This window comes from Ralstonia sp. GX3-BWBA (genome assembly GCF_003290055.1).
Classification (GTDB): Bacteria; Pseudomonadota; Gammaproteobacteria; order Burkholderiales; family Burkholderiaceae; genus Ralstonia; species Ralstonia holmesii.
Window position 1 is genome coordinate 546116 of the sequence record NZ_QMKS01000009.1, and the last position, 19091, is coordinate 565206.

Genomic DNA, 19091 nt, shown 5'->3' on the forward strand with positions numbered 1-19091 from the left:
GACAGAGGAGATCGTCATGGCAACCATCAAGGACGTGGCCGCATTGGCCGGAGTTTCGTTCACCACCGTCTCGCACGTCATCAACAACACAAGACCGGTCAACGCGGAGACGCGCAAACGCGTGGAAGAAGCCATCCGAGCTACGCGCTATGTGCCCAGCGCCGTGGCGCGCTCGCTCAAACACCGCACTACGCGCACCATTGGCGTGCTCGTGCCCACCGCCACCAACCCGTACTTTGCGGAGTTGGCGCGGGGCATTGAAGATGTGTGCGCCGCCGCGGGCTACAGCGTCATCCTCTGCAATTCCGACGACGACCCCCGCAAGCAGCGCGACTACCTGCGTGTGCTGATGGAAAAACGCGTCGACGGCATCATCGTCAGCAGCGCCGGGCCGGACACGGCATTGGTTGAAGCGCTTGGTGAATCCGCTCTGCCCATCGTGATGGTCGACCGCCCGACCGAAGGCATCCAGGCCGATCAGGTGCAGGTCGATCATGAAGAAGGCGCCTACATGGCGACCAAGCATCTGCTGGACCTCGGCCACCGCCGCATCGCCTGCATCAGCGGGCCGTCGGCACTGAGCGTGACGACAGAGCGCCTGGCCGGTTTCCACCGAGCGCTACGCGAAGCCGGCGTGCCGGAAGCCTCCGCCCGCATTGCCGAAGGCGATTTCACCAGCCCCGGCGGCTACCGCGCCGCACGCCAGTTGCTGACCGAAGGCGAGATGCCCACGGCCATCTTTGCCGGCAATGACCTGATGGGCATCGGTGCGCTGCGCGCCGCGGCGGAACTGGGCATTCCCGTGCCGAAGGCGCTGTCCGTGATGGGCTTTGACGACATCGAACTGAGCCGCTACGTCTATCCGGCGCTGTCCACGGTTGGCCAATCGATCCGCCAGCTGGGCGAGACCACCGCGCAGACGCTGCTTGAACACCTCGGCGACAACGCCTTGCGCCATCCTGTGGAAGAGCACCGTGCGCGCCGCATCGTGCTGCCGCCACGCCTGTCTTTGCGCGAGTCGACGGCCGAACCCGAACGCCCAGCCCGCGCAGCCTGATCCCGCATTCCTTTCACGCTTTCAACGTAGTTTTTGCCATGGTGGCCAAGCGCCCTTCCGCCTCTTCCGCCCACTCTGCTGCCGACGTGCTGATCGTCGGCAGCCTGAATATGGATCTCGTGATCCGCACGCCGCGCTTGCCGCGTCCCGGGCAAACGGTTGCTGCGCCTGCGCTGGAAACCATCCCGGGCGGCAAGGGCGCCAACCAGGCCGTGGCGGCTGCGCGCCTGGGGGCGCGTGTCGCCATGCTCGGCTGCGTCGGTGACGACCCATACGGCACCGCACTGCGCGACGGCCTGCGCCGCGAGGGCGTGGACACGTCGATGGTGTCGGTGCACGCCGGGGCGGCTACCGGCATCGCCTGTGTGACCGTGGCCAACAGTGGCCAGAACACCATCGTCATCGTGGCCGGCGCCAACGAATTGCTGACGCCAGCCATGATCGAAGCGCAGCGGGCTGCGTTCGAACGCGCACGCGTGATCGTCTGTCAGTTGGAATCTCCGCCGGATGCGGTGGAGTGCGCGCTCAAGCTCGGGCAGCGGCTTGGCAAAACGGTCATCCTGAACCCGGCGCCTGCCATCGGCCCACTGCCCACCCCATGGATTGCGGCCTGCGATTTCCTGATCCCGAACGAAACCGAAGCCGCGCTACTGACAGCCCGCACCGTCGATTCGCCCGAAGCCGCACTGGATGCCGCCGCTGATCTGCATGCACAAGGTGCGCGGCACGTGATCGTCACGCTGGGGGCGCGCGGCGTGGCTTACGTAGATGCGCAGTCGCGCCTGTTGATGCCGGCACCGATCGCGCACGCCATCGACACCACGGCTGCCGGCGATACGTTTGTCGGCGCGCTGGCAGCGGCACTGGCGGAAGGCGTAGCGCCCGATACGGCCATCGAATTCGGGCAAGCTGCGGCGGCAGTGTCAGTCACGCGGCTCGGCGCGCAGCCGTCCATTCCGTTCCGCAGCGAGTTGGGCGCGCCTGCCGCGCCCGCAACCCACTAGACCTAGACCGGCGTGCTGCTGGGCGGCGTGCTCACAGTCGGGGCACGCGGCACCAGCAGGCACAGCGGATCGCGCAAGATGCGGCGCCACACGGCACTCGTCACGCGCTTGCGATCGACCCCGCGCAGGTTGCGCGAGCGCATCGCCATGTTAAAGGCCAGCGCAAACGACACCAGGACGTTCAGCACACCCATCAGCGCAATGCCGGCCACGGCCAGCCAGAACGGCGCCGTATGCATCACGCTGGGGCCCAGCACGCCCACGGCGGTTGCCACCGCACCGGTCGACAGCGTGACGTGACGCACTTCCATATGCGGGCCGAAGAAGGACAGGATCTCGGGCCCCAGCCCCAGCATGAAGCCCAGCGACACGTTGGCGACAATGCCCGACAGATTGCGCTTCCAGAAGCTGGCAACGCGCTGCGCGCCCTGCGTGCCGACCATGAAACGCAAGCGCCGATGGTAGGCAATCACGTCATGCACACGATGCAGCGCGAACCAGTTGTCGGCCCAACCCGCCGCCAGGCTCGACGCCCACAGCAACACGCCCGTGAAGATCGCGTACAGCGGCGTCGGCCCAAGAATCGAGAACGAATCGATGGTCGCCATCGCCTTCGCTGCCGAAATCAGATCGGCATGGAAGAAACGCCCGGCCAGCCACTGCACCAGGAAAGCCACCGGCGCCACGGCCACAAGATTGCCCGCAATCGCCGCCGCGTTGGAGCGGATCATGGCGACCGTGTCGTCGACAAAGCGGTCCAACCCTTCCTGGCGGCCCACCTGGTCGAGCCGGTGCGCCAGCGCAGGGGCCGTCATGGCGGGTTGTTTGGTGGCCAGCGTGAAATGCGCGAAATGGATGCCGAGAAAGCTGACCGCATAGTTGATCGACGCGAACAACCCTTCGGTAAAGCGCGACAAATGCGCCCCGGTGATGAAGAACTTGATGTACACCGTGGCCGCCGTAATGACGCCGCCGCCGGCTGCAGCCTTGACCATCGCGCCGTATTCCTTGCCGTCGCGGGTAATGTAGTGTTCGCCACTCTCCGCAGAGCGCTCGACCACCTTGCGCGCCAGATCAGCAAACGTGGAGCGGATCAGATACCCCACGCTGCGGCGATGCTGGCTGGCCGACACCAGCTCGGCCGTCATATGCACGAAGCGACGCGAGCCCTGCGTGTCCGCCCATGCCGTGAGCAGCAAATCGATGCGGCCCAGCCACGCCTTCATGCGCTCGACCTGGAACACGACTTCCACCGAGACGCCGTTCTCGTCCAGATGCTGATACACGCCGGTCGTAGCCGTGCGGCAGCGGTCCAGCACGGCGCGAAAGTAGTTGAGTTCCTGCAGGAACCGCGCGGGGCTCGCAAGCTCCGTGTTGGGTCGTTCCAGGAAGATCGCGTTGGCTGCGTCGGCCAGCAGATAGAACGGAGAATCGGTGAGTTCCGCATGGTCCATGCGGCTGCGGATACCGCGCGACAAACCCGCCGCACGGACCTGGCTGATCAGGATCTGTATGCCGATGCCAAGGCTGCGCTCCAGGCGTGTCTGGCCAGCAGCATGATCGGCGTCGGTCATCCCCGCGCGGAACAGCGCGTAAAGGCGCGTGACCAGTTCGTCGTCCAGGCCATCCACCCACTGAGCATCGGTCGGCCCCACAAACAGCAGTGCAAACAACGTTGCCAGCTGCGGCTGATTGGGTGCTGGCGGCAGCAAGCGCACCTGCCAGCGGTCGATCAACTCGCTCCAGAAACCCGAGCGTGACGACAACCCCGTATCGCACAGCAGCGACACCGGATCGTTGTCCTGCACGATGCTGCGCAATGTCTGCCCGACGCGTTCGGCCAGGGCCGGATTGTTCTCCAGCACCTGCAGCAGATAGCGCAGACGTGCATAGCGCCAAGACTCTGATGCGGCACCAACGGGCCGCTCCGCCCGGCGCAGCCAGTAAGCCAGCTCGATCAGCCATTCATTGCGTTCGGCCAGACTGCGCGTGGGTTCGAACTGGGCGAGGATGGCATCGAGTTGACGGCTGGCGTGCCGGGAAGCGCGCCACTTGCGCCACGGGTTAAGCAAAAAATTGAACATCGAACTCCCTTGATGGCGGACGCGTGCAGTCGAGCGCTGCAGCACGTGCCGATTCCCCGGTCAGGCGACGCGCGGCGCCTGAATTTGATCTGAAATGGTGCCAACAGCAACCCCCGCCGCCTACGGCAAGGCGGGAATCCGACAACGCAAGTGGCCGTGCAGTTCAGGCAGCCGGAACGATATGGTCTTCGCCGCTCGCGCCAAAGAGCTGCGACTTGAGCTTCGCAAGCTGATCGCGCACCGCCGCCGCCTTTTCGAATTCGAGGTTCTTGGCGTGGTCGAGCATCTGTTTTTCCAGGCGCTTGATTTCCTTGGACGCCTGCTTCTCGCTCATATCTTCGTACTTGGCGGCCTCTTGCGCGGCCTTCAGTTCGGCGCGCGCATCATCGACGTTGTACACGCCGTCGATGATGTCCTTGATGCGTTTGACGACGCCACGCGGCGTAATGCCGTGCTCCTCGTTGTGAGCGATCTGCTTGGCACGGCGGCGCTCGGTTTCGCCAATCGCTTTCTTCATCGAATCGGTCATGCGATCGGCATAAAGGATGGCGGTGCCGTTCACGTTCCGCGCGGCGCGGCCGATCGTCTGGATGAGCGAGCGCTCGGCGCGCAGGAAACCTTCCTTGTCGGCATCCAGAATCGCCACGAGCGACACCTCGGGAATATCCAGCCCCTCGCGCAGCAGGTTGATACCGACCAGCACATCGAACGTGCCCAGGCGCAGGTCACGGATGATCTCCACGCGTTCCACGGTGTCGATGTCCGAATGCAGGTAGCGGACTTTGACGCCGTTCTCCGACAGGAACTCGGTCAACTGCTCGGCCATGCGCTTGGTGAGCGTGGTCACCAGCACGCGCTCGCCAGCTTCGACGCGCACGTGAATCTCAGACAGAAGATCGTCGACCTGCGTCGTGGCCGGGCGCACCTCGATCGTCGGGTCGACGAGGCCTGTGGGGCGCACGACCTGCTCGACGACTTCCGTGCCAGCCGTCTTCTTTTCGTAATCCCCCGGCGTGGCAGACACGAACGTCACCTGCCGCATCTTGGTCTCGAACTCAGCAAATTTGAGCGGCCGGTTGTCGAGCGCGGAAGGCAGTCGGAAGCCATATTCGGCCAGCGTTTCCTTGCGCGCGCGGTCACCGTTGTACATGCCGTTGAGCTGACCGATCAGCACGTGCGATTCATCGAGGAACATCAACGCATCGGGCGGCAGGTAGTCGACCAGCGTCGGCGGCGGTTCGCCCGGCGCGGAGCCGGACAGATGGCGCGAATAGTTCTCGATGCCCTTGCAGAAGCCCAGCTCCTGCAGCATCTCCAGATCGAAGCGCGTGCGCTGCTCCAGCCGCTGCGCTTCCACCAGCTTGTTTTCCTTGTAGAAGAAATCGAGCCGTTCGCGCAGCTCGGCCTTGATGGTCTCGATGGCGCGCAGCACGGTCTCGCGCGGCGTCACGTAGTGGCTCGACGGGTACACCGTGAAGCGCGGAATCTTCTGCCGCACGCGCCCCGTCAGTGGGTCGAACAGTTGCAGCGATTCGACTTCATCGTCGAACAACTCCAGGCGCACGGCCATCTCGGCGTGCTCGGCCGGGAAAATGTCGACCGTGTCGCCACGCACGCGGAACGTACCGCGCTGGAAATCCGTCTCGTTGCGCGTGTACTGCATGGCGATCAGGCGTGCGATCACGTCACGCTGGCTGACCTTGTCACCCGCGCGCAGCGTCAGGATCATCTGGTGGTATTCGCTCGGGTTGCCGATACCGTAAATGGCCGACACGGTAGCCACGATCACCACATCGCGGCGCTCCAGCAGGCTCTTGGTGGCGGAGAGCCGCATCTGCTCGATGTGCTCGTTGATCGACGAATCCTTCTCGATGAACAGGTCGCGCTGCGGCACATAGGCTTCAGGCTGGTAGTAGTCGTAGTACGAGACGAAGTATTCGACCGCATTGCGCGGGAAGAAATCGCGAAACTCCGAATACAGCTGCGCCGCCAGCGTCTTGTTCGGCGCAAAGACAATGGCGGGCCGCCCCACCTGGGCGATCACATTGGCCATGGTGAAGGTCTTGCCCGAGCCCGTCACGCCCAGTAGGGTCTGGTACGACAGGCCGTCGCCAATGTTCTCGACGAGCTGGCGGATCGCCTCCGGCTGGTCGCCGGCCGGCGGATACGGCTGGTACAACTGGAACGGCGAGCCCTCGAAAGTCACAAACTTCGACTCATCGTGCGGGCTGGGGACTTGGCTCAGATCGGTCATGGCGGCGGGTAGGATGGCAGCGCAGTAAGTCGACAAAGTGACTCGCACGCCCTCAGAAAGTGAGGACGGCAGCGGCAATTGCAACCAATCGTCTAGTGTAGCGTGCAGCCCGAGCAATCGTTTGGACAGCCGGACCCGCACATCTGTATTGGCCGTTCAAACGCTTTAGGCGCCTGTTCTGCAAGGATTTTTCGGGCGATTAGAGCCTGTATTCGGTACAATCGATCTTCGTGCGCGCCTCGTTGTACATCAGGCGCCGGGCGACCCGCCCCGGAGCCCATGCCGCACCGCCTGCAAGATCCCACCGAATTCCGAACCAACCGATCGAGACATCTCATGTCGCTTTTCTCCGCCGTCGAACTGGCTCCGCGCGATCCCATCCTGGGCCTGAATGAAGCTTTCAACGCCGATACCCGCACCACCAAAGTGAATCTGGGCGTGGGCGTGTACTTCACCGACGAAGGGAAAATTCCGGTGCTGCGCGCCGTGCAGGAAGCCGAAAAGGCCCGCCTGGCCGCCGCTGCCCCGCGTGGCTACCTGCCGATCGAAGGCATTGCCGCCTACGACCAGGCTGTGCAGAAGCTGCTGTTCGGCGCTGAATCGCCCCTGATCACCGAAGGCCGCGTCGTCACCGCACAAGCCCTGGGCGGCACCGGCGCACTGAAGATCGGCGCCGACTTCCTCAAGCGCCTGTACCCGAACGCCAAGGTCGCCATTTCCGACCCGAGCTGGGAAAACCACCGCGCGCTGTTCGAGTCGGCCGGCTTCGAAGTCGTCAACTACGCGTACTACGATGCCCCGTCGCACGGCTTGAACTTCGCCGGCATGATGGATTCGCTCAACAGCTACGCGCCGAACACGATCGTCGTGCTGCACGCCTGCTGCCACAACCCGACGGGCGTGGACATGACCACCGACCAGTGGAAGCAGGTCGTGGAAGTCATCAAGGCCAAGAACCTGATTCCGTTCCTCGACATGGCCTACCAAGGCTTTGCCGACGGCATCCAGCAAGACGGCCTGGCCGTGCGCCTGTTTGCTGAATCGGGCCTGCCGTTCTTCGTTTCCAGCTCGTTCTCGAAGTCGTTCTCGCTGTACGGCGAGCGCGTCGGCGCACTGTCGATCGTGACGACCAGCAAGGACGAGGCCACCCGCGTGCTGTCGCAAGTCAAGCGTGTGATCCGCACGAACTACTCGAACCCGCCGACGCACGGCGGCACGATCGTCGCCAGCGTGCTGACGAGCCCCGAGCTGCGCGCGATGTGGGAACAGGAACTGGGCGAAATGCGCGACCGCATCAAGTCGATGCGCAACGCACTGGTCGACAAGCTGGCCGCCAAGGGCGTGAAGACCGACTTCTCGTTCGTGAAAGCCCAGCGCGGCATGTTCTCGTATTCGGGCCTGACCTCCGCGCAAGTGGATCGCCTGCGCAACGAGCATGGCATCTACGCTGTGTCGACCGGCCGCATCTGCGTGGCCGCGTTGAACACGCACAACATCGACGCCGTGGTGAACGCCATCGCTGACGTCCTGTAAGGTGCGGTAGGCGTCACGCCTTAGGTGCAATTGCAAAAAGAAAAGCGGCTTCGGCCGCTTTTTTGCTGCATGGGACTAGACTGACACGGGCGCATCATAGAGCCACGCAACACTCTGTTATCAGGGTTTATGCTGCATCGCAGTAACATGCGCCTAGGTGCATAATCGTTTGCGTCGCCCCCGCCACCAGAGACCGGTCCAGCCATGCTTTACCAGCTTCATGAATTCCAGCGCGCCCTGCTCAGCCCCATGACGGCTTGGGCCCAAGCGACCGCCAAGACCTTCACCAACCCACTGAGTCCGCTGTCCCTGATGCCCGGCGCGCAACGCTACGCCGCGGGCTATGAACTGCTATACCGCCTGGGCAAGGAGTACGAGAAGCCGGAATTCGGCATTCGCTCCGTCAGATCCAACGGCCGCGACATTCCCATCGTCGAACAGACCATCGTCGAGAAACCGTTCTGCCGCCTGATCCGCTTCAAGCGCTACGCCGACGACGCCGAGACCATCAAGCTGCTCAAGGATGAGCCGATCGTGCTGGTGTGCGCGCCGCTGTCGGGCCACCACTCCACGCTGCTGCGCGACACCGTGCGCACGTTGCTGCAGGATCACAAGGTGTACGTGACCGACTGGATCGACGCTCGCATGGTGCCAACCGAAGAAGGTGCCTTCCACCTGTCGGACTACATCAACTACATCCGCGAGTTCATCGATCACATTGGTGCCGACAAGCTGCACGTGATCTCGGTGTGCCAGCCGACCGTGCCCGTACTGGCCGCCATCTCGCTCATGGCCTCGGACGGCGAGAAGACGCCGCGCACGATGACCATGATGGGCGGCCCGATCGATGCGCGTAAGAGCCCGACCGCGGTCAACTCGCTGGCGACCAACAAGTCGCACAGCTGGTTCGAAAACAACGTGATCTACACGGTGCCGGCCAACTATCCGGGGCACGGCCGCAAGGTTTATCCGGGCTTCCTGCAACACGCCGGCTTCGTGGCGATGAACCCGGACCGCCACCTGTCATCGCACTACGACTACTACCTGAACCTGATCGAGGGCGACACGGAAGACGCTGAAGCCCACGTGCGCTTCTACGACGAGTACAACGCCGTGCTCGACATGGCGGCCGAGTATTACCTCGAAACCATCCGCGACGTGTTCCAGGAATTCCACCTTGCCAACGGCACGTGGGTGGTGGAAGGCAAGCCGGTGCGCCCGCAGGACATCAAGAGCACCGCGCTTTTCACCATCGAGGGCGAGCTGGACGACATCTCCGGCAGCGGTCAGACCGAAGCCGCGCATGGCCTGTGCACCGGTATCCCCACCGCGCGCAAGCAGCACCTGACGGCGCCCAAGTGCGGCCACTACGGCATCTTCTCGGGTCGCCGCTGGCGCGAGCAGGTGTATCCGCAACTGCGTGATTTCATTCGCCGCAACGAAGAGAGCGCTCCGCGCATCAAAGCAGTCGCGTAAGCCTTAAGCATCCAAGAAAAAGCCTCGCACCCGCGAGGCTTTTTTTTTGTCACGCGACGATGCTTCAGCCGATCAGTCCTTGGGCCGATCCAGATACGCCAGCAACATCTTGATATGCAGTTGCGCGAAGGCTTCGTGCTCGTCGGCAGAGGCAATGTCGCGGCCCACGACGGCGCTGATCGTGTAGCGATTGGACAGCACGTAATAACCCAGCGCCGAGATCGTCAGATACAGGCGCGACACATCGACGTCCTCTCGGAAGATGCCGCTGCGCTGGCCACGCTCGACCACGCCGCGCAGCACATCAATGACCGGATTGACCAGCTCGACCAGGTGCGGCGACGTCTTCAGATGCCGTGCCTCGTGCAGGTTTTCGCTGTTGAGCAGACGGATGAACTCGGGGTTCTCGTAATAGAAGTCCCAGACGAACCGTGCAAGCTGAATGACTGCCTCACGCGGGTCCGACGACTCGATCTGCACCTGCTCCTCCGCCTCTTTGAAGCGGAAATACATGTGTTCGAGCACGGTCAGAAAAAGCTTTTCCTTGCTGCCGTAGTAGTAGTACAGCATGCGCTCATTGGTCTCAGCGCGGCGGGCGATGGCGTCGACGCGGGCGCCGGCAAAGCCGCCCCGCGAAAACTCTTCGATGGCAGCAGCAAGGATACGTCGGCGCGTGCCGGCGGGGTCACGACGCGTGCGGGGTGCGGCGGATTCGCCATGAGCATCGACTTCGATGTCGGCGATGGGCGCGGCTGGGTGAGACGGCATGGCACGTCGGTCCGTTTAGAACGCAGGAATTATGTCATAGGGTTAAGACATGCCCGCCGTATGCGATGTCAGGGCATGCACGCCTTGCGCGGGGGCCAAATCGGCGATAATGGCAGGCTATTCAAACGACAAGTCCCATCGTGGTTTCCTTGGTCCCCGCAGTGGCCGCATCCCTGGCCGACCGGCTCGAAAACCTCCTGCCGCAAACGCAATGCACCAAGTGCGGCTACAACGGCTGCCGCCCCTACGCTGAAGCCATGGCCAACGGCGAGGCGCTACCCAACCGCTGCCCACCCGGCGGCGCGGAAGGTGTCCGCCGGCTGTCCGACGCGCTCGGCCGCACAGGTGATCTGTTGCCGCTGGACCCTTCCAACGGCATCGAGCAGCCTCGTGCCGTCGCCGTCATTGACCCGGAACGCTGTATCGGTTGCACGCTGTGCATTCAAGCGTGCCCGGTCGACGCCATCGTTGGTGCGCCCAAGGCGATGCACACGGTGCTGGAAGACTGGTGCACCGGTTGCGACCTCTGCGTGCCGCCCTGCCCCGTCGATTGCATCGACATGATCCCCGTCACCGGCGAACGAACGGGCTGGGACGCCTGGAGCCAGCAGCAAGCCGATGTCGCGCGGGACCGCTACGTCTTCCGCAACGCACGCCTCAAGCGCGAACAAGCCGAAAACGAAGCGCGCCTTGCCGCCAAGGCCGCGGCCAAACTCGCTGCCGTCAGCGCCGAACAACCGGCTGACGACGCCGAACTCGCCGCACAGGCCCGCAAGAAGGCGATCATCCAGGCTGCGATTGAACGCGCGCGCCAGAAGCAGGCCGAGATGGCCGCGCGCGGGCAAGGTCCGCGCAACGTGACCGACGTGTCGGCGGATGTGCAAGCCCAGATTGACGAGGCCGAAGCGCGCCGCAAACGCATCGCCAGCCAGATCGAACACGGCACCAAACCCGACGCGGACAAACCCTGAACCCTGCCCGACGATGAATCCCACCAAGCGCCACGCCATCTTCGAGACCCTGCGCGAGAACAACCCGACGCCGACCACCGAGCTGGAATACACCACGCCGTTCGAGTTGCTGATTGCGGTGCTCCTTTCGGCGCAGGCGACCGACGTTGGCGTGAACAAGGCGACGCGCAAGCTGTTCCCGGAGGCCAATACGCCCGCCAAGCTGCTGGCGCTGGGCGAGGAAGGCATCACCGAATACATCAAGACCATCGGGCTGTATCGCACCAAGTGCAAGCACATCCTGCAGACGTGCCGCATCCTGCTCGACCAATACGGTGGTGAAGTGCCGCGCGACCGCGCCGCGCTGGAAGAACTACCGGGTGTGGGCCGCAAGACGGCCAACGTAGTGATGAACACGGCTTTCGGCGAACCCACGATTGCCGTGGACACGCACATCTTTCGCGTGGCCAATCGCACCGGGCTGGCACCGGGCAAGAACGTGCTGGAAGTCGAGCTGAAACTGCTGAAGGTGGTGCCGGAAGCGTTTCGCCAGGACGCGCACCACTGGCTGATCCTGCATGGGCGCTACGTGTGCAAGGCGCGCAAGCCCGAGTGCTGGCATTGCGCCATCGAGCCACTGTGCGAATTCAGGCCGAAGACACCGGCGCCGAAGGAATAAAAAACGGGGACCGCCGCTGCTGAAGCGAGTCCCCGTTTTCTTTGCGCGACCAGTTGTCGATCAAACGATCTTGCACGCCTCTTCGAACGACAGGCGCGGGTTGCGCGGATGCAGCTTTTCGGCGTCGCCGTAGCCAATGTTCATGATGAAGTTGACCTTCCACTGGCCATCAGGGAAGAACGTCTCGTTCACCTTGTTGGCATCGAAGCCGGCCATCGGGCCGCAGTCGAGGCCCAGGGCACGCGCGGCGAGCACCAGATAGCCGCCCTGCAGCGAGCCGTTCATCAGCGCAGCCGCATTGATCTTGGCCTGATCGCCGGCGTACCAGGAACGCGCATCGGTATGCGGGAACAGCTTGGGCAGTTGCTCGTGGAATTGCGTGTCATACGCAACGATCACGGCCACGGGCGCCTGGCGAGTCTTTTCCTGATTGCCGGCCGACATGCACGGAATCAGGCGCTCCTTGGCGGCCGCGCTCTTGACGAACACGAAGCGGGCCGGCGTGCTGTTGGCGGCAGTCGGGCCGTACTTCACGGTGTCGTACAGCGTGTGCAGAAGTTCGTCGTCGACCGGCTTATCCAGCCACACGTTGTGGGTACGGGCTGCGTGGAACAGTTGGTCCAGCACGGACGGTTCAAGCATCGGCATTGCAAGGTGCTCCGGAAAGAGTTGAGGAGCGCATTGTAATGCGCTGTTTCCGCGCGCGCCGGACACCTGCACGCCCCGGATGGACATCCGGCACCCGCCAGGGCACAGATGCTTTAGAAAAAACGGCATGCCTTGTTTGTATTTAATCGCACTTATTGCGACGCGCCATGGCATGGGCATGGTGATTTTTACAGCCCATCGCACGCAATGAAAAAGAGCCCTTTACAACGGTTTGCTTACGAACTACTTTTTGGTTCGTCATTGTATTACCCGCAGGGTTGGACGTATCGGATTCGCGCCTGGTTTTAAAACAGGTGCGTGGCCGCATTCATCCCCACGTTTTCGCACAGCCCCTCCCAGGCTTTGCGCAAACCCCTGAGGGCTTTATCCCAAGGTCGTTTCTTTTTGAAATCCCCTCGGATTTCAGGGGCCTCTTTTGCCCAATAAAAAGCAATTGAATTAATTTCCGCGGACAAGGCGGGAAATCAGAATATTCGTTTCGCGCCACAGAGAAATGAAAAAACGCAAAACGAATATGGAGCCCACTTAAAACTAAGCGTTTTAAGTGATGTCGTTCGTCACCCTGAAGAAGGCCATTATCGCCATGAAAAAATCCAGGTTATCGACCAGTGATTTTGCAGGATTGTCTCGAACCCTTGGTGTATCGTTTGCGGCTGCGGCGCTGTCAGCCGTGCTGCTGGCGGGTTGCGGCGGCGGAGACTCGTCCGCCACGGCCAACCCCAGCGGCGTTGCCGCCAACGCCGGCAACGCAACCACCCAGCCGGTGACGGCCGCCGTGCCGCCCGACCAGCCTTACGTCGACCCGAACGTCTACGGCACCGGGCCCAACGACGCCCTGGCTGCCGACCCGGGCGAGAGCGCAGCCATCACCCACCATACAGTCACAATCGGTGGCAAGAGCATCGCCTACACGGCCACCGCCGGCCACCTGACGACCATCGACCCGGTTACGTCGCAATCCAACGCGACGATGTTCTACGTGGCGTACACGCAGGACAACCCGGACCCCTCGAAACCGCGTCCGGTGACGTTCTTCTATAACGGCGGCCCTGGTTCGTCGTCGGTGTTCCTGCTGCTCGGCTCGTTCGGGCCTAAGCGCCTGCAGTCGTCGTTCCCGAACTTCACGCCGCCGGCGCCGTACAAACTGCCCGACAACCCGGACAGCCTGCTCGACCGCTCCGACCTCGTGTTCATCAACCCGGTCGGCACTGGTTATTCAGCCGCCATTGCACCGGCCAAGAACAAAGACTTCTGGGGCACCGACCAGGACGCGCATTCCATCGACCGCTTCATCCAGCGCTACCTGACCAAGAACTCGCGCTGGAATTCGCCCAAGTTCCTGTACGGTGAGTCGTATGGCACGGCGCGCAGTGCGGTGCTGTCGTGGGTGCTCCATGAAGACGGTATCGAACTGAACGGGATCACGCTGCAATCGTCGATTCTCGACTACGCGAATGCGCTCTCGGCCGTCGGCACCTTCCCGACACTCGCCGCAGATGCCTTCTACTGGAAGAAGACGACACTCAACCCGGCACCGACCGATCTCGACAGCTACATGGTCCAGGCCCGCAACTACGCCGACAACACGCTCGCACCGCTGGCGCAAGCGCCGAGCGCCGCGGATGGCGGCTTCGTCAACGTGCGCCTGAACCTGAACCTGGCGACGGCGCAGACGATGGGCTCGTACATCGGCACCGATCCGGTCTCGCTGATCCAGACGTTCGGCAATCCGGCGGCGCTCGGCAACGTACCGTCGCAGAACAACAACCCGCCGTACACGTTCTTCCTGACGCTCAACCCAGGCATCCAGATCGGCCAGTATGACGGCCGCGCCAATTACACGGGCCAGGGCATCGCGCCGTTCATCCTGCCGAACTCGGGCAGCAACGATCCGTCGATCTCGAACATCGGTGGCGCGTATACGGTGCTGTGGAACAGCTACCTGAACACCCAGCTCAAGTACACGTCGACCTCCTCGTTCGTGGACCTGAACGACGCCGTGTTCAACAACTGGGACTTCAGCCACATCGACCCGACGGGCGCCAACAAGGGCGGTGGCAACACGCTGTACACCGCCGGCGACCTCGCCTCGACGATGAGCCTGAATCCCGACCTGAAGGTGCTGCAGGCCAGCGGCTATTTCGACGCCGTCACGCCGTTCCACCAGACCGAGCTGACGCTGGCGCAAATGCCGCTCGACCCGACGCTCAAGGCGAAGAACCTGACGATCAAGAACTACCCGTCGGGCCACATGATCTATCTGAACGATGCGTCGCGCACCGCGCTCAAGGGTGACCTCGCTTCGTTCTACGATGGCGTGATGGCCGATCGTCCGGCCCTGATGCGGGTGCAGAGCCTGCAACGCCTGCCGGCCGGGCAGAAGAAGTAATCGCCTCAAGGCAGAAAGCAAAACCGCCCAGTTCACGCTGGGCGGTTTTTCTTTGGAGTGAGGATCCGGCTTCAGGCCATGTCATCCACGCTGTGGCCGGCAGGTTTCGCGTCTGCACGCGTGAGCCAGAGCACGCCCGCCAGGATCAATGCGCCGCCCGCCATCTGCATGGGCGCGATCGATTCGCCGAGCAGCAATGCCGCCAGAAGCACCGTCACCACCGGCTCCAGCGTGGACAGCATCGACGCCTGCGCCGCTCCCAGCTTCTGCAAGCCGGCAAAGAACGTCAGGATCGCCACCACCGTCGACAAGCCCGCAATGGCCAGTGCCGCCGCCCAGCCACCCAACGTGCCGGGCAGGTGCGCAGGCGCGCCGGCCAGCGCCATGCTCGTGTAGACGACGGCCGCAGCGGTACAGATGACGGTCGTACACGCCAGAGGATCCAGCCCGCGCGTGACACGTGCACCGACCGTGATGTAGATCGAGTAGATCACCGCGGAAGCCACACCCAGCGCAATACCGAGCAGGCTACCGCCCGAGAGGCCCGCGCCGCCCACCGTCAGCCCCGCCCCGACCGAGCACAGCCCCAGCGCGATGATCGCCGTGGCGGTCAGCCGCTCGCGCAGGAAAATCGCCGCCAGCACCGTCACGAACATCGGATACAGATACAGCAGCAGCGCCACCAGGCTGGCCGGCGCGTAGTTCAATGCCGTGAAAAACGCGAACGACTGCCCCGCGTAGCCGATGCCGCCCATTGCCGCCAGCCCCGCCACGCGCGACCACGGCGGTATGCCGATGCGACGAACACGCATCACCACCATCAGCGCCGCCGCCGCGATCACGAAGCGCACGATCAGCAGACCGACCACATTGGCACCACTCGCATAGGCGTAGTGCGTGAAGATGGCCATCGCGCCGAATGAAGCGGCGGACACGGCGATCAGCAGCACGCCGAGGAGCTTGTCGGCGGCGCGCGCGGCGAGGGAGGAATCGGTCGGTTGTCTCATGGCGTGCGGCGTTTTTGTTTGGGGTCGCCGTCTGCGGGTGCGGGGCGCCATTGTAGCGTCGGCGTCTCGCCAAGCTGCCGGCGGGCATCCAGGCGCGCCGGTACAATGGCGAAATCATGTTCAATCCCTCCCGCGACGAAGTCCGTCAATTCTTCTGCGGCGCGTGGCGCAAGCACCGCCAGGCAGAAATCCTCACGCCGCTCGAAGCCATGGCGCTCGACTGGATGCTGCAGCATCCCGAATACCACGACACCCTGGAAGCCGGCGACGAAGCGCTCGCCCGCGACTACACGCCGGAAAGCGGCCAGAGCAACCCGTTCCTCCACCTGTCGATGCACCTGTCGATCAGCGAGCAGGTATCGGTGGATCAGCCACGCGGTATTCGCGCCGCTTATGAAGCCCTGGCCCAGCGGCTCGACTCGCCTCACGAGGCACAGCATCAGGTGATGGAATGCCTGGGCCAGATGCTGTGGACGGCGCAGCGCACCGGCCTGCCTCCCGACGGCGAGGCCTATATCGAATGCGTGCGCAAACGCGCCACTGCCCGCTGAATCCGACGCCATAAAAAAACCGCTCCGAAGAGCGGTTTTTCTTTACCGGCGATGCCGCATTACTTCTTGAGCACCAGCGAACCCGGCAGCGATTCGATGTACGCGGCAATGTCCTTCAGCTCGGCCTGCGTGAACGGACGTGGCTTGCCATCGGCGCCGATGGTCGCGGGGTTGCTGTTGACCTGGCCTGCCATGATGGCGTTGCTGCGGCCCACCAGCGGGTTGTTGCTGGTCTGATAGGCCAGCAGCGCGTGATAGATGTAGTCGCCGTGCTGGCCGGCGAGCTTCGGATAGTCCGGCGAAATCGGAGCGTTCAGGCCAGCACCATGGCAGGCCACGCAGGCGCCCTTCTCCACCAGCTGCTTGCCCTTTTCAATATCGGCAGCCTGTGCCGACACGGCCGCGGCCAGCATCAGCGCGCCCAGATTGAACGAGATTGCGAGCGAGATCTTCTTCATGTTCTTCCTCGTCACTTCTGGGGGTTGTTCTGGGTAGCGGCCGTCTGCTGCGAGTAATACGCGGCAAGGTTGGCGATGTCCTGGTCGGTCAGCGAGCCGGCGATGGCGCGCATGGTCGGGTGCTTGCGGTCACCCTTCTGATACGCATGCAGCGCGCTTTCGATGTACTTGGCGTTCTGGCCGCCCAGATAGGGCACGCGATACACCTCGGGGAACGACGTCTTGTAGTCGGGGATGGCATGGCAGCCGATACACATGGCGACCTTGTTTTCGGCGGCGGCCGCGTTGCCCTGAACGTCGGCTGCGGCAGCGCTGTTGGCTGCGGCGGACAGTACGCCGAATGTGCCCAAGGCGGCCACCATGGTGAGGATCTTTTTCATCTCGTTCTTAAGCGTGGAGTTTCAGAATCCTGCTCGCCCTGCCGGCTTGGCTCGTCTCAGCCGGCTGTCTCGCTGGGCGCATTCACCCGCCGTTGGCAACTGGCCAGAGGACGGTCATTTGAGGTGCGTCAAACCGGCGCATTGTACCGCACCGTTTTTTTGCCAGTCCAGTTAGGGCTCCCGTGACTTGACAGCAAGGAATGGCGGGGCCGCCCGCCCCCTGCGGCCGCCCGGCGTCAAACAGCCAAATGCTCTTATACTGGCCGTTTCCAAATCTTTTACCGCTCAGTAGGCTTGCACGATGAACACCACCACCTCGCCTGCCCCATCCGACCAGCGCTCACGCTTCGACGGCTCCGACCAGTACGTCGCTACCGATGACCTCAAGCTCGCCGTCAATGCGTCGATGACGCTGCAGCGCCCGCTGCTCATCAAGGGCGAGCCGGGCACGGGCAAGACCATGCTGGCCGAGGAAGTGGCCGCCGCGCTGGGCATGCCGCTGCTGCAGTGGCACGTGAAATCGACCACCAAGGCGCAGCAGGGCCTGTACGAATACGACGCGGTCTCGCGCCTGCGCGACTCGCAGCTGGGCGACAAGGAAAGTAGCAACCGGGTCCACGATATCCGCAACTACATCGTCAAGGGCGTGCTGTGGCAAGCCTTCGAGGCGGATAAACCTGTCGTACTGCTGATCGACGAGATCGACAAGGCCGACATCGAGTTCCCGAACGACTTGCTGCGCGAGCTGGATCGCATGGAGTTCTACGTGTACGAAACGCGCGAAACCATCCGCGCCAAGCACCGCCCGCTGGTGATCATCACGTCGAACAACGAGAAGGAACTGCCCGACGCCTTCCTGCGCCGCTGCTTCTTCCACTACATCAAGTTTCCGGATGCCGAGACGATGCAGGCCATCGTCGACGTGCACTACCCGGGCATCAAGCCGGCGCTCGTGAAGGCCGCATTGGACGCGTTCTACGAGATGCGCAATCTGCCGGGGCTGAAGAAGAAGCCCTCGACATCCGAGCTGATCGACTGGCTCAAGCTGCTGTTGGCCGAAGATATTCCGCCGGAATCGCTGCGCAGCCAGGACAAGAACGCCGCGATTCCGCCGCTGCACGGCGCGCTGCTCAAGAACGAGCAGGATGTGCACCTGTTCGAGCGCCTAGTGTTCATGAATCGCGCCAACCGCTGAGCGAGTCCGACCATGCCGCGCCTGATCGAGCCCATCACGCTGTCCGGCCAGCACGCTTGCCTGGAGCCGCTCGGGCCAGAACATCTGGATGACGTGCGCGCCGCGGCCGCTGATGGTGAGCTGTGGAAGCTCTGGTACACCTCGGTGCCCTCGCCTGACAAGACCGGCGATTGGCTGGCCATTGCCCTGGACATGCGCGAACGCCTCGGCGCCATGCCATTCGTCGTGCGCGAGATGCGCGATGGGCAACCCGGCAAGGTGGTCGGCGCCACACGCCTCTTCAACGTGGATGAAGCCAACCGCCGGCTGGAAATCGGCCACACGTGGTACGCAGCATCTGTCCAACGCACGGCCGTCAACACGGAATGCAAGCTGTTGCTGCTCACGCACGCGTTCGAAACGCTGCGCTGCATTGCGGTGGAATTCCGCACGCACTGGATGAATCACCAGAGCCGCGCGGCCATCGCCCGGCTGGGCGCCAAGCAGGACGGCGTGCTGCGCAATCACCAACGCATGCCGGACGGCAGCTTCCGCGACACGGTCGTGTTCTCGATTATCGAATCGGAATGGCTGACCGTGAAACGCCATCTGCAATACAAGCTGGAGCAACCGCGCGCCTAAGCGCCGGAGGACCACC

At 63.3% G+C, this 19091-nt stretch carries 17 protein-coding genes; 10 read left to right on the forward strand and 7 right to left on the reverse strand.

Going from position 1 to position 19091, the window contains the following annotated elements:
* The first annotated feature begins 16 nt into the window (after window positions 1-16).
* Together DOD19_RS10170 and rbsK are read left to right on the forward strand one after the other, a co-directional pair.
* Window positions 17-1057 carry a LacI family DNA-binding transcriptional regulator gene (locus tag DOD19_RS10170; protein WP_024976141.1) on the forward strand — a complete coding sequence of 347 codons (1041 nt, stop codon included), beginning with the start codon at window positions 17-19 and terminating at the stop codon, window positions 1055-1057.
* Window positions 1058-1095: 38 nt separating this feature from the next.
* Window positions 1096-2061 carry a ribokinase gene (rbsK, locus tag DOD19_RS10175; RefSeq protein ID WP_024976142.1) on the forward strand — a complete coding sequence of 322 codons (966 nt, stop codon included), beginning with the start codon at window positions 1096-1098 and terminating at the stop codon, window positions 2059-2061.
* Between the two features lie 2 nt (window positions 2062-2063).
* Here rbsK and DOD19_RS10180 read toward each other — a convergent pair whose 3' ends face one another.
* Together DOD19_RS10180 and uvrB are read right to left on the reverse strand one after the other, a co-directional pair.
* Complete coding sequence (locus DOD19_RS10180) at window positions 2064-4145, reverse strand: recombinase (protein ID WP_112185315.1); 2082 nt, start codon at window positions 4143-4145, stop codon at window positions 2064-2066.
* 163 nt (window positions 4146-4308) lie between these two features.
* Window positions 4309-6399, reverse strand: coding sequence for an excinuclease ABC subunit UvrB (gene uvrB, locus DOD19_RS10185; protein WP_024976144.1), 2091 nt, complete (start codon window positions 6397-6399; stop codon window positions 4309-4311).
* A gap of 336 nt (window positions 6400-6735) precedes the next feature.
* Here uvrB and DOD19_RS10190 point away from each other — a divergent pair, with 336 nt between their 5' ends.
* Both DOD19_RS10190 and phaZ read left to right on the forward strand, forming a co-directional pair.
* The gene (locus tag DOD19_RS10190; RefSeq protein ID WP_024976145.1) at window positions 6736-7932 is read left to right on the forward strand and encodes an amino acid aminotransferase; all 1197 of its coding nucleotides are present in this window, start codon (window positions 6736-6738) and stop codon (window positions 7930-7932) included.
* A gap of 204 nt (window positions 7933-8136) precedes the next feature.
* Window positions 8137-9408 carry a polyhydroxyalkanoate depolymerase gene (phaZ, locus tag DOD19_RS10195; protein ID WP_112185317.1) on the forward strand — a complete coding sequence of 424 codons (1272 nt, stop codon included), beginning with the start codon at window positions 8137-8139 and terminating at the stop codon, window positions 9406-9408.
* A gap of 72 nt (window positions 9409-9480) precedes the next feature.
* On the opposite strand, the gene DOD19_RS10200 is transcribed toward phaZ, so the two are convergent.
* Complete coding sequence (locus tag DOD19_RS10200) at window positions 9481-10176, reverse strand: TetR/AcrR family transcriptional regulator (protein WP_024976147.1); 696 nt, start codon at window positions 10174-10176, stop codon at window positions 9481-9483.
* A 140-nt stretch (window positions 10177-10316) separates the two neighbouring features.
* Between DOD19_RS10200 and rsxB the strand changes: the two genes are divergently transcribed.
* Both rsxB and nth read left to right on the forward strand, forming a co-directional pair.
* Entirely contained in the window at window positions 10317-11147 is an 831-nt protein-coding gene (rsxB, locus tag DOD19_RS10205) for an electron transport complex subunit RsxB (protein WP_024976148.1), read from the forward strand.
* A gap of 13 nt (window positions 11148-11160) precedes the next feature.
* Window positions 11161-11805, forward strand: a complete 645-nt coding sequence (gene nth / locus DOD19_RS10210; protein ID WP_112185319.1) for an endonuclease III — start codon at window positions 11161-11163, stop codon at window positions 11803-11805.
* Between the two features lie 60 nt (window positions 11806-11865).
* On the opposite strand, the gene DOD19_RS10215 is transcribed toward nth, so the two are convergent.
* The gene (locus DOD19_RS10215) at window positions 11866-12453 is read right to left on the reverse strand and encodes a malonic semialdehyde reductase (RefSeq protein ID WP_024976149.1); all 588 of its coding nucleotides are present in this window, start codon (window positions 12451-12453) and stop codon (window positions 11866-11868) included.
* A gap of 604 nt (window positions 12454-13057) precedes the next feature.
* Here DOD19_RS10215 and DOD19_RS10220 point away from each other — a divergent pair.
* Window positions 13058-14863 carry a peptidase S1 gene (locus DOD19_RS10220; RefSeq protein WP_200869039.1) on the forward strand — a complete coding sequence of 602 codons (1806 nt, stop codon included), beginning with the start codon at window positions 13058-13060 and terminating at the stop codon, window positions 14861-14863.
* A gap of 71 nt (window positions 14864-14934) precedes the next feature.
* Here DOD19_RS10220 and DOD19_RS10225 read toward each other — a convergent pair whose 3' ends face one another.
* Complete coding sequence (locus DOD19_RS10225; protein ID WP_112185323.1) at window positions 14935-15870, reverse strand: DMT family transporter; 936 nt, start codon at window positions 15868-15870, stop codon at window positions 14935-14937.
* Between the two features lie 116 nt (window positions 15871-15986).
* On the opposite strand from DOD19_RS10225, the gene DOD19_RS10230 reads away from it, so the two are divergent.
* The gene (locus DOD19_RS10230; protein ID WP_024976152.1) at window positions 15987-16421 is read left to right on the forward strand and encodes a DUF1841 family protein; all 435 of its coding nucleotides are present in this window, start codon (window positions 15987-15989) and stop codon (window positions 16419-16421) included.
* Between the two features lie 59 nt (window positions 16422-16480).
* Here DOD19_RS10230 and DOD19_RS10235 read toward each other — a convergent pair whose 3' ends face one another.
* Both DOD19_RS10235 and DOD19_RS10240 read right to left on the reverse strand, forming a co-directional pair.
* Entirely contained in the window at window positions 16481-16879 is a 399-nt protein-coding gene (locus tag DOD19_RS10235; RefSeq protein WP_009238577.1) for a cytochrome c, read from the reverse strand.
* Window positions 16880-16890: 11 nt separating this feature from the next.
* A complete protein-coding gene (locus DOD19_RS10240; protein ID WP_024976153.1) occupies window positions 16891-17259 on the reverse strand; it encodes a cytochrome c in 369 nt (122 codons plus the stop codon).
* 301 nt (window positions 17260-17560) lie between these two features.
* Here DOD19_RS10240 and DOD19_RS10245 point away from each other — a divergent pair, with 301 nt between their 5' ends.
* Window positions 17561-18454 (forward strand): MoxR family ATPase, encoded by an 894-nt coding sequence (locus tag DOD19_RS10245; protein WP_112185325.1) that lies wholly within the window; start codon window positions 17561-17563, stop codon window positions 18452-18454.
* Window positions 18455-18466: 12 nt separating this feature from the next.
* Entirely contained in the window at window positions 18467-19075 is a 609-nt protein-coding gene (locus DOD19_RS10250) for a GNAT family protein (protein WP_024976155.1), read from the forward strand.
* Window positions 19076-19091: the final 16 nt, after the last annotated feature.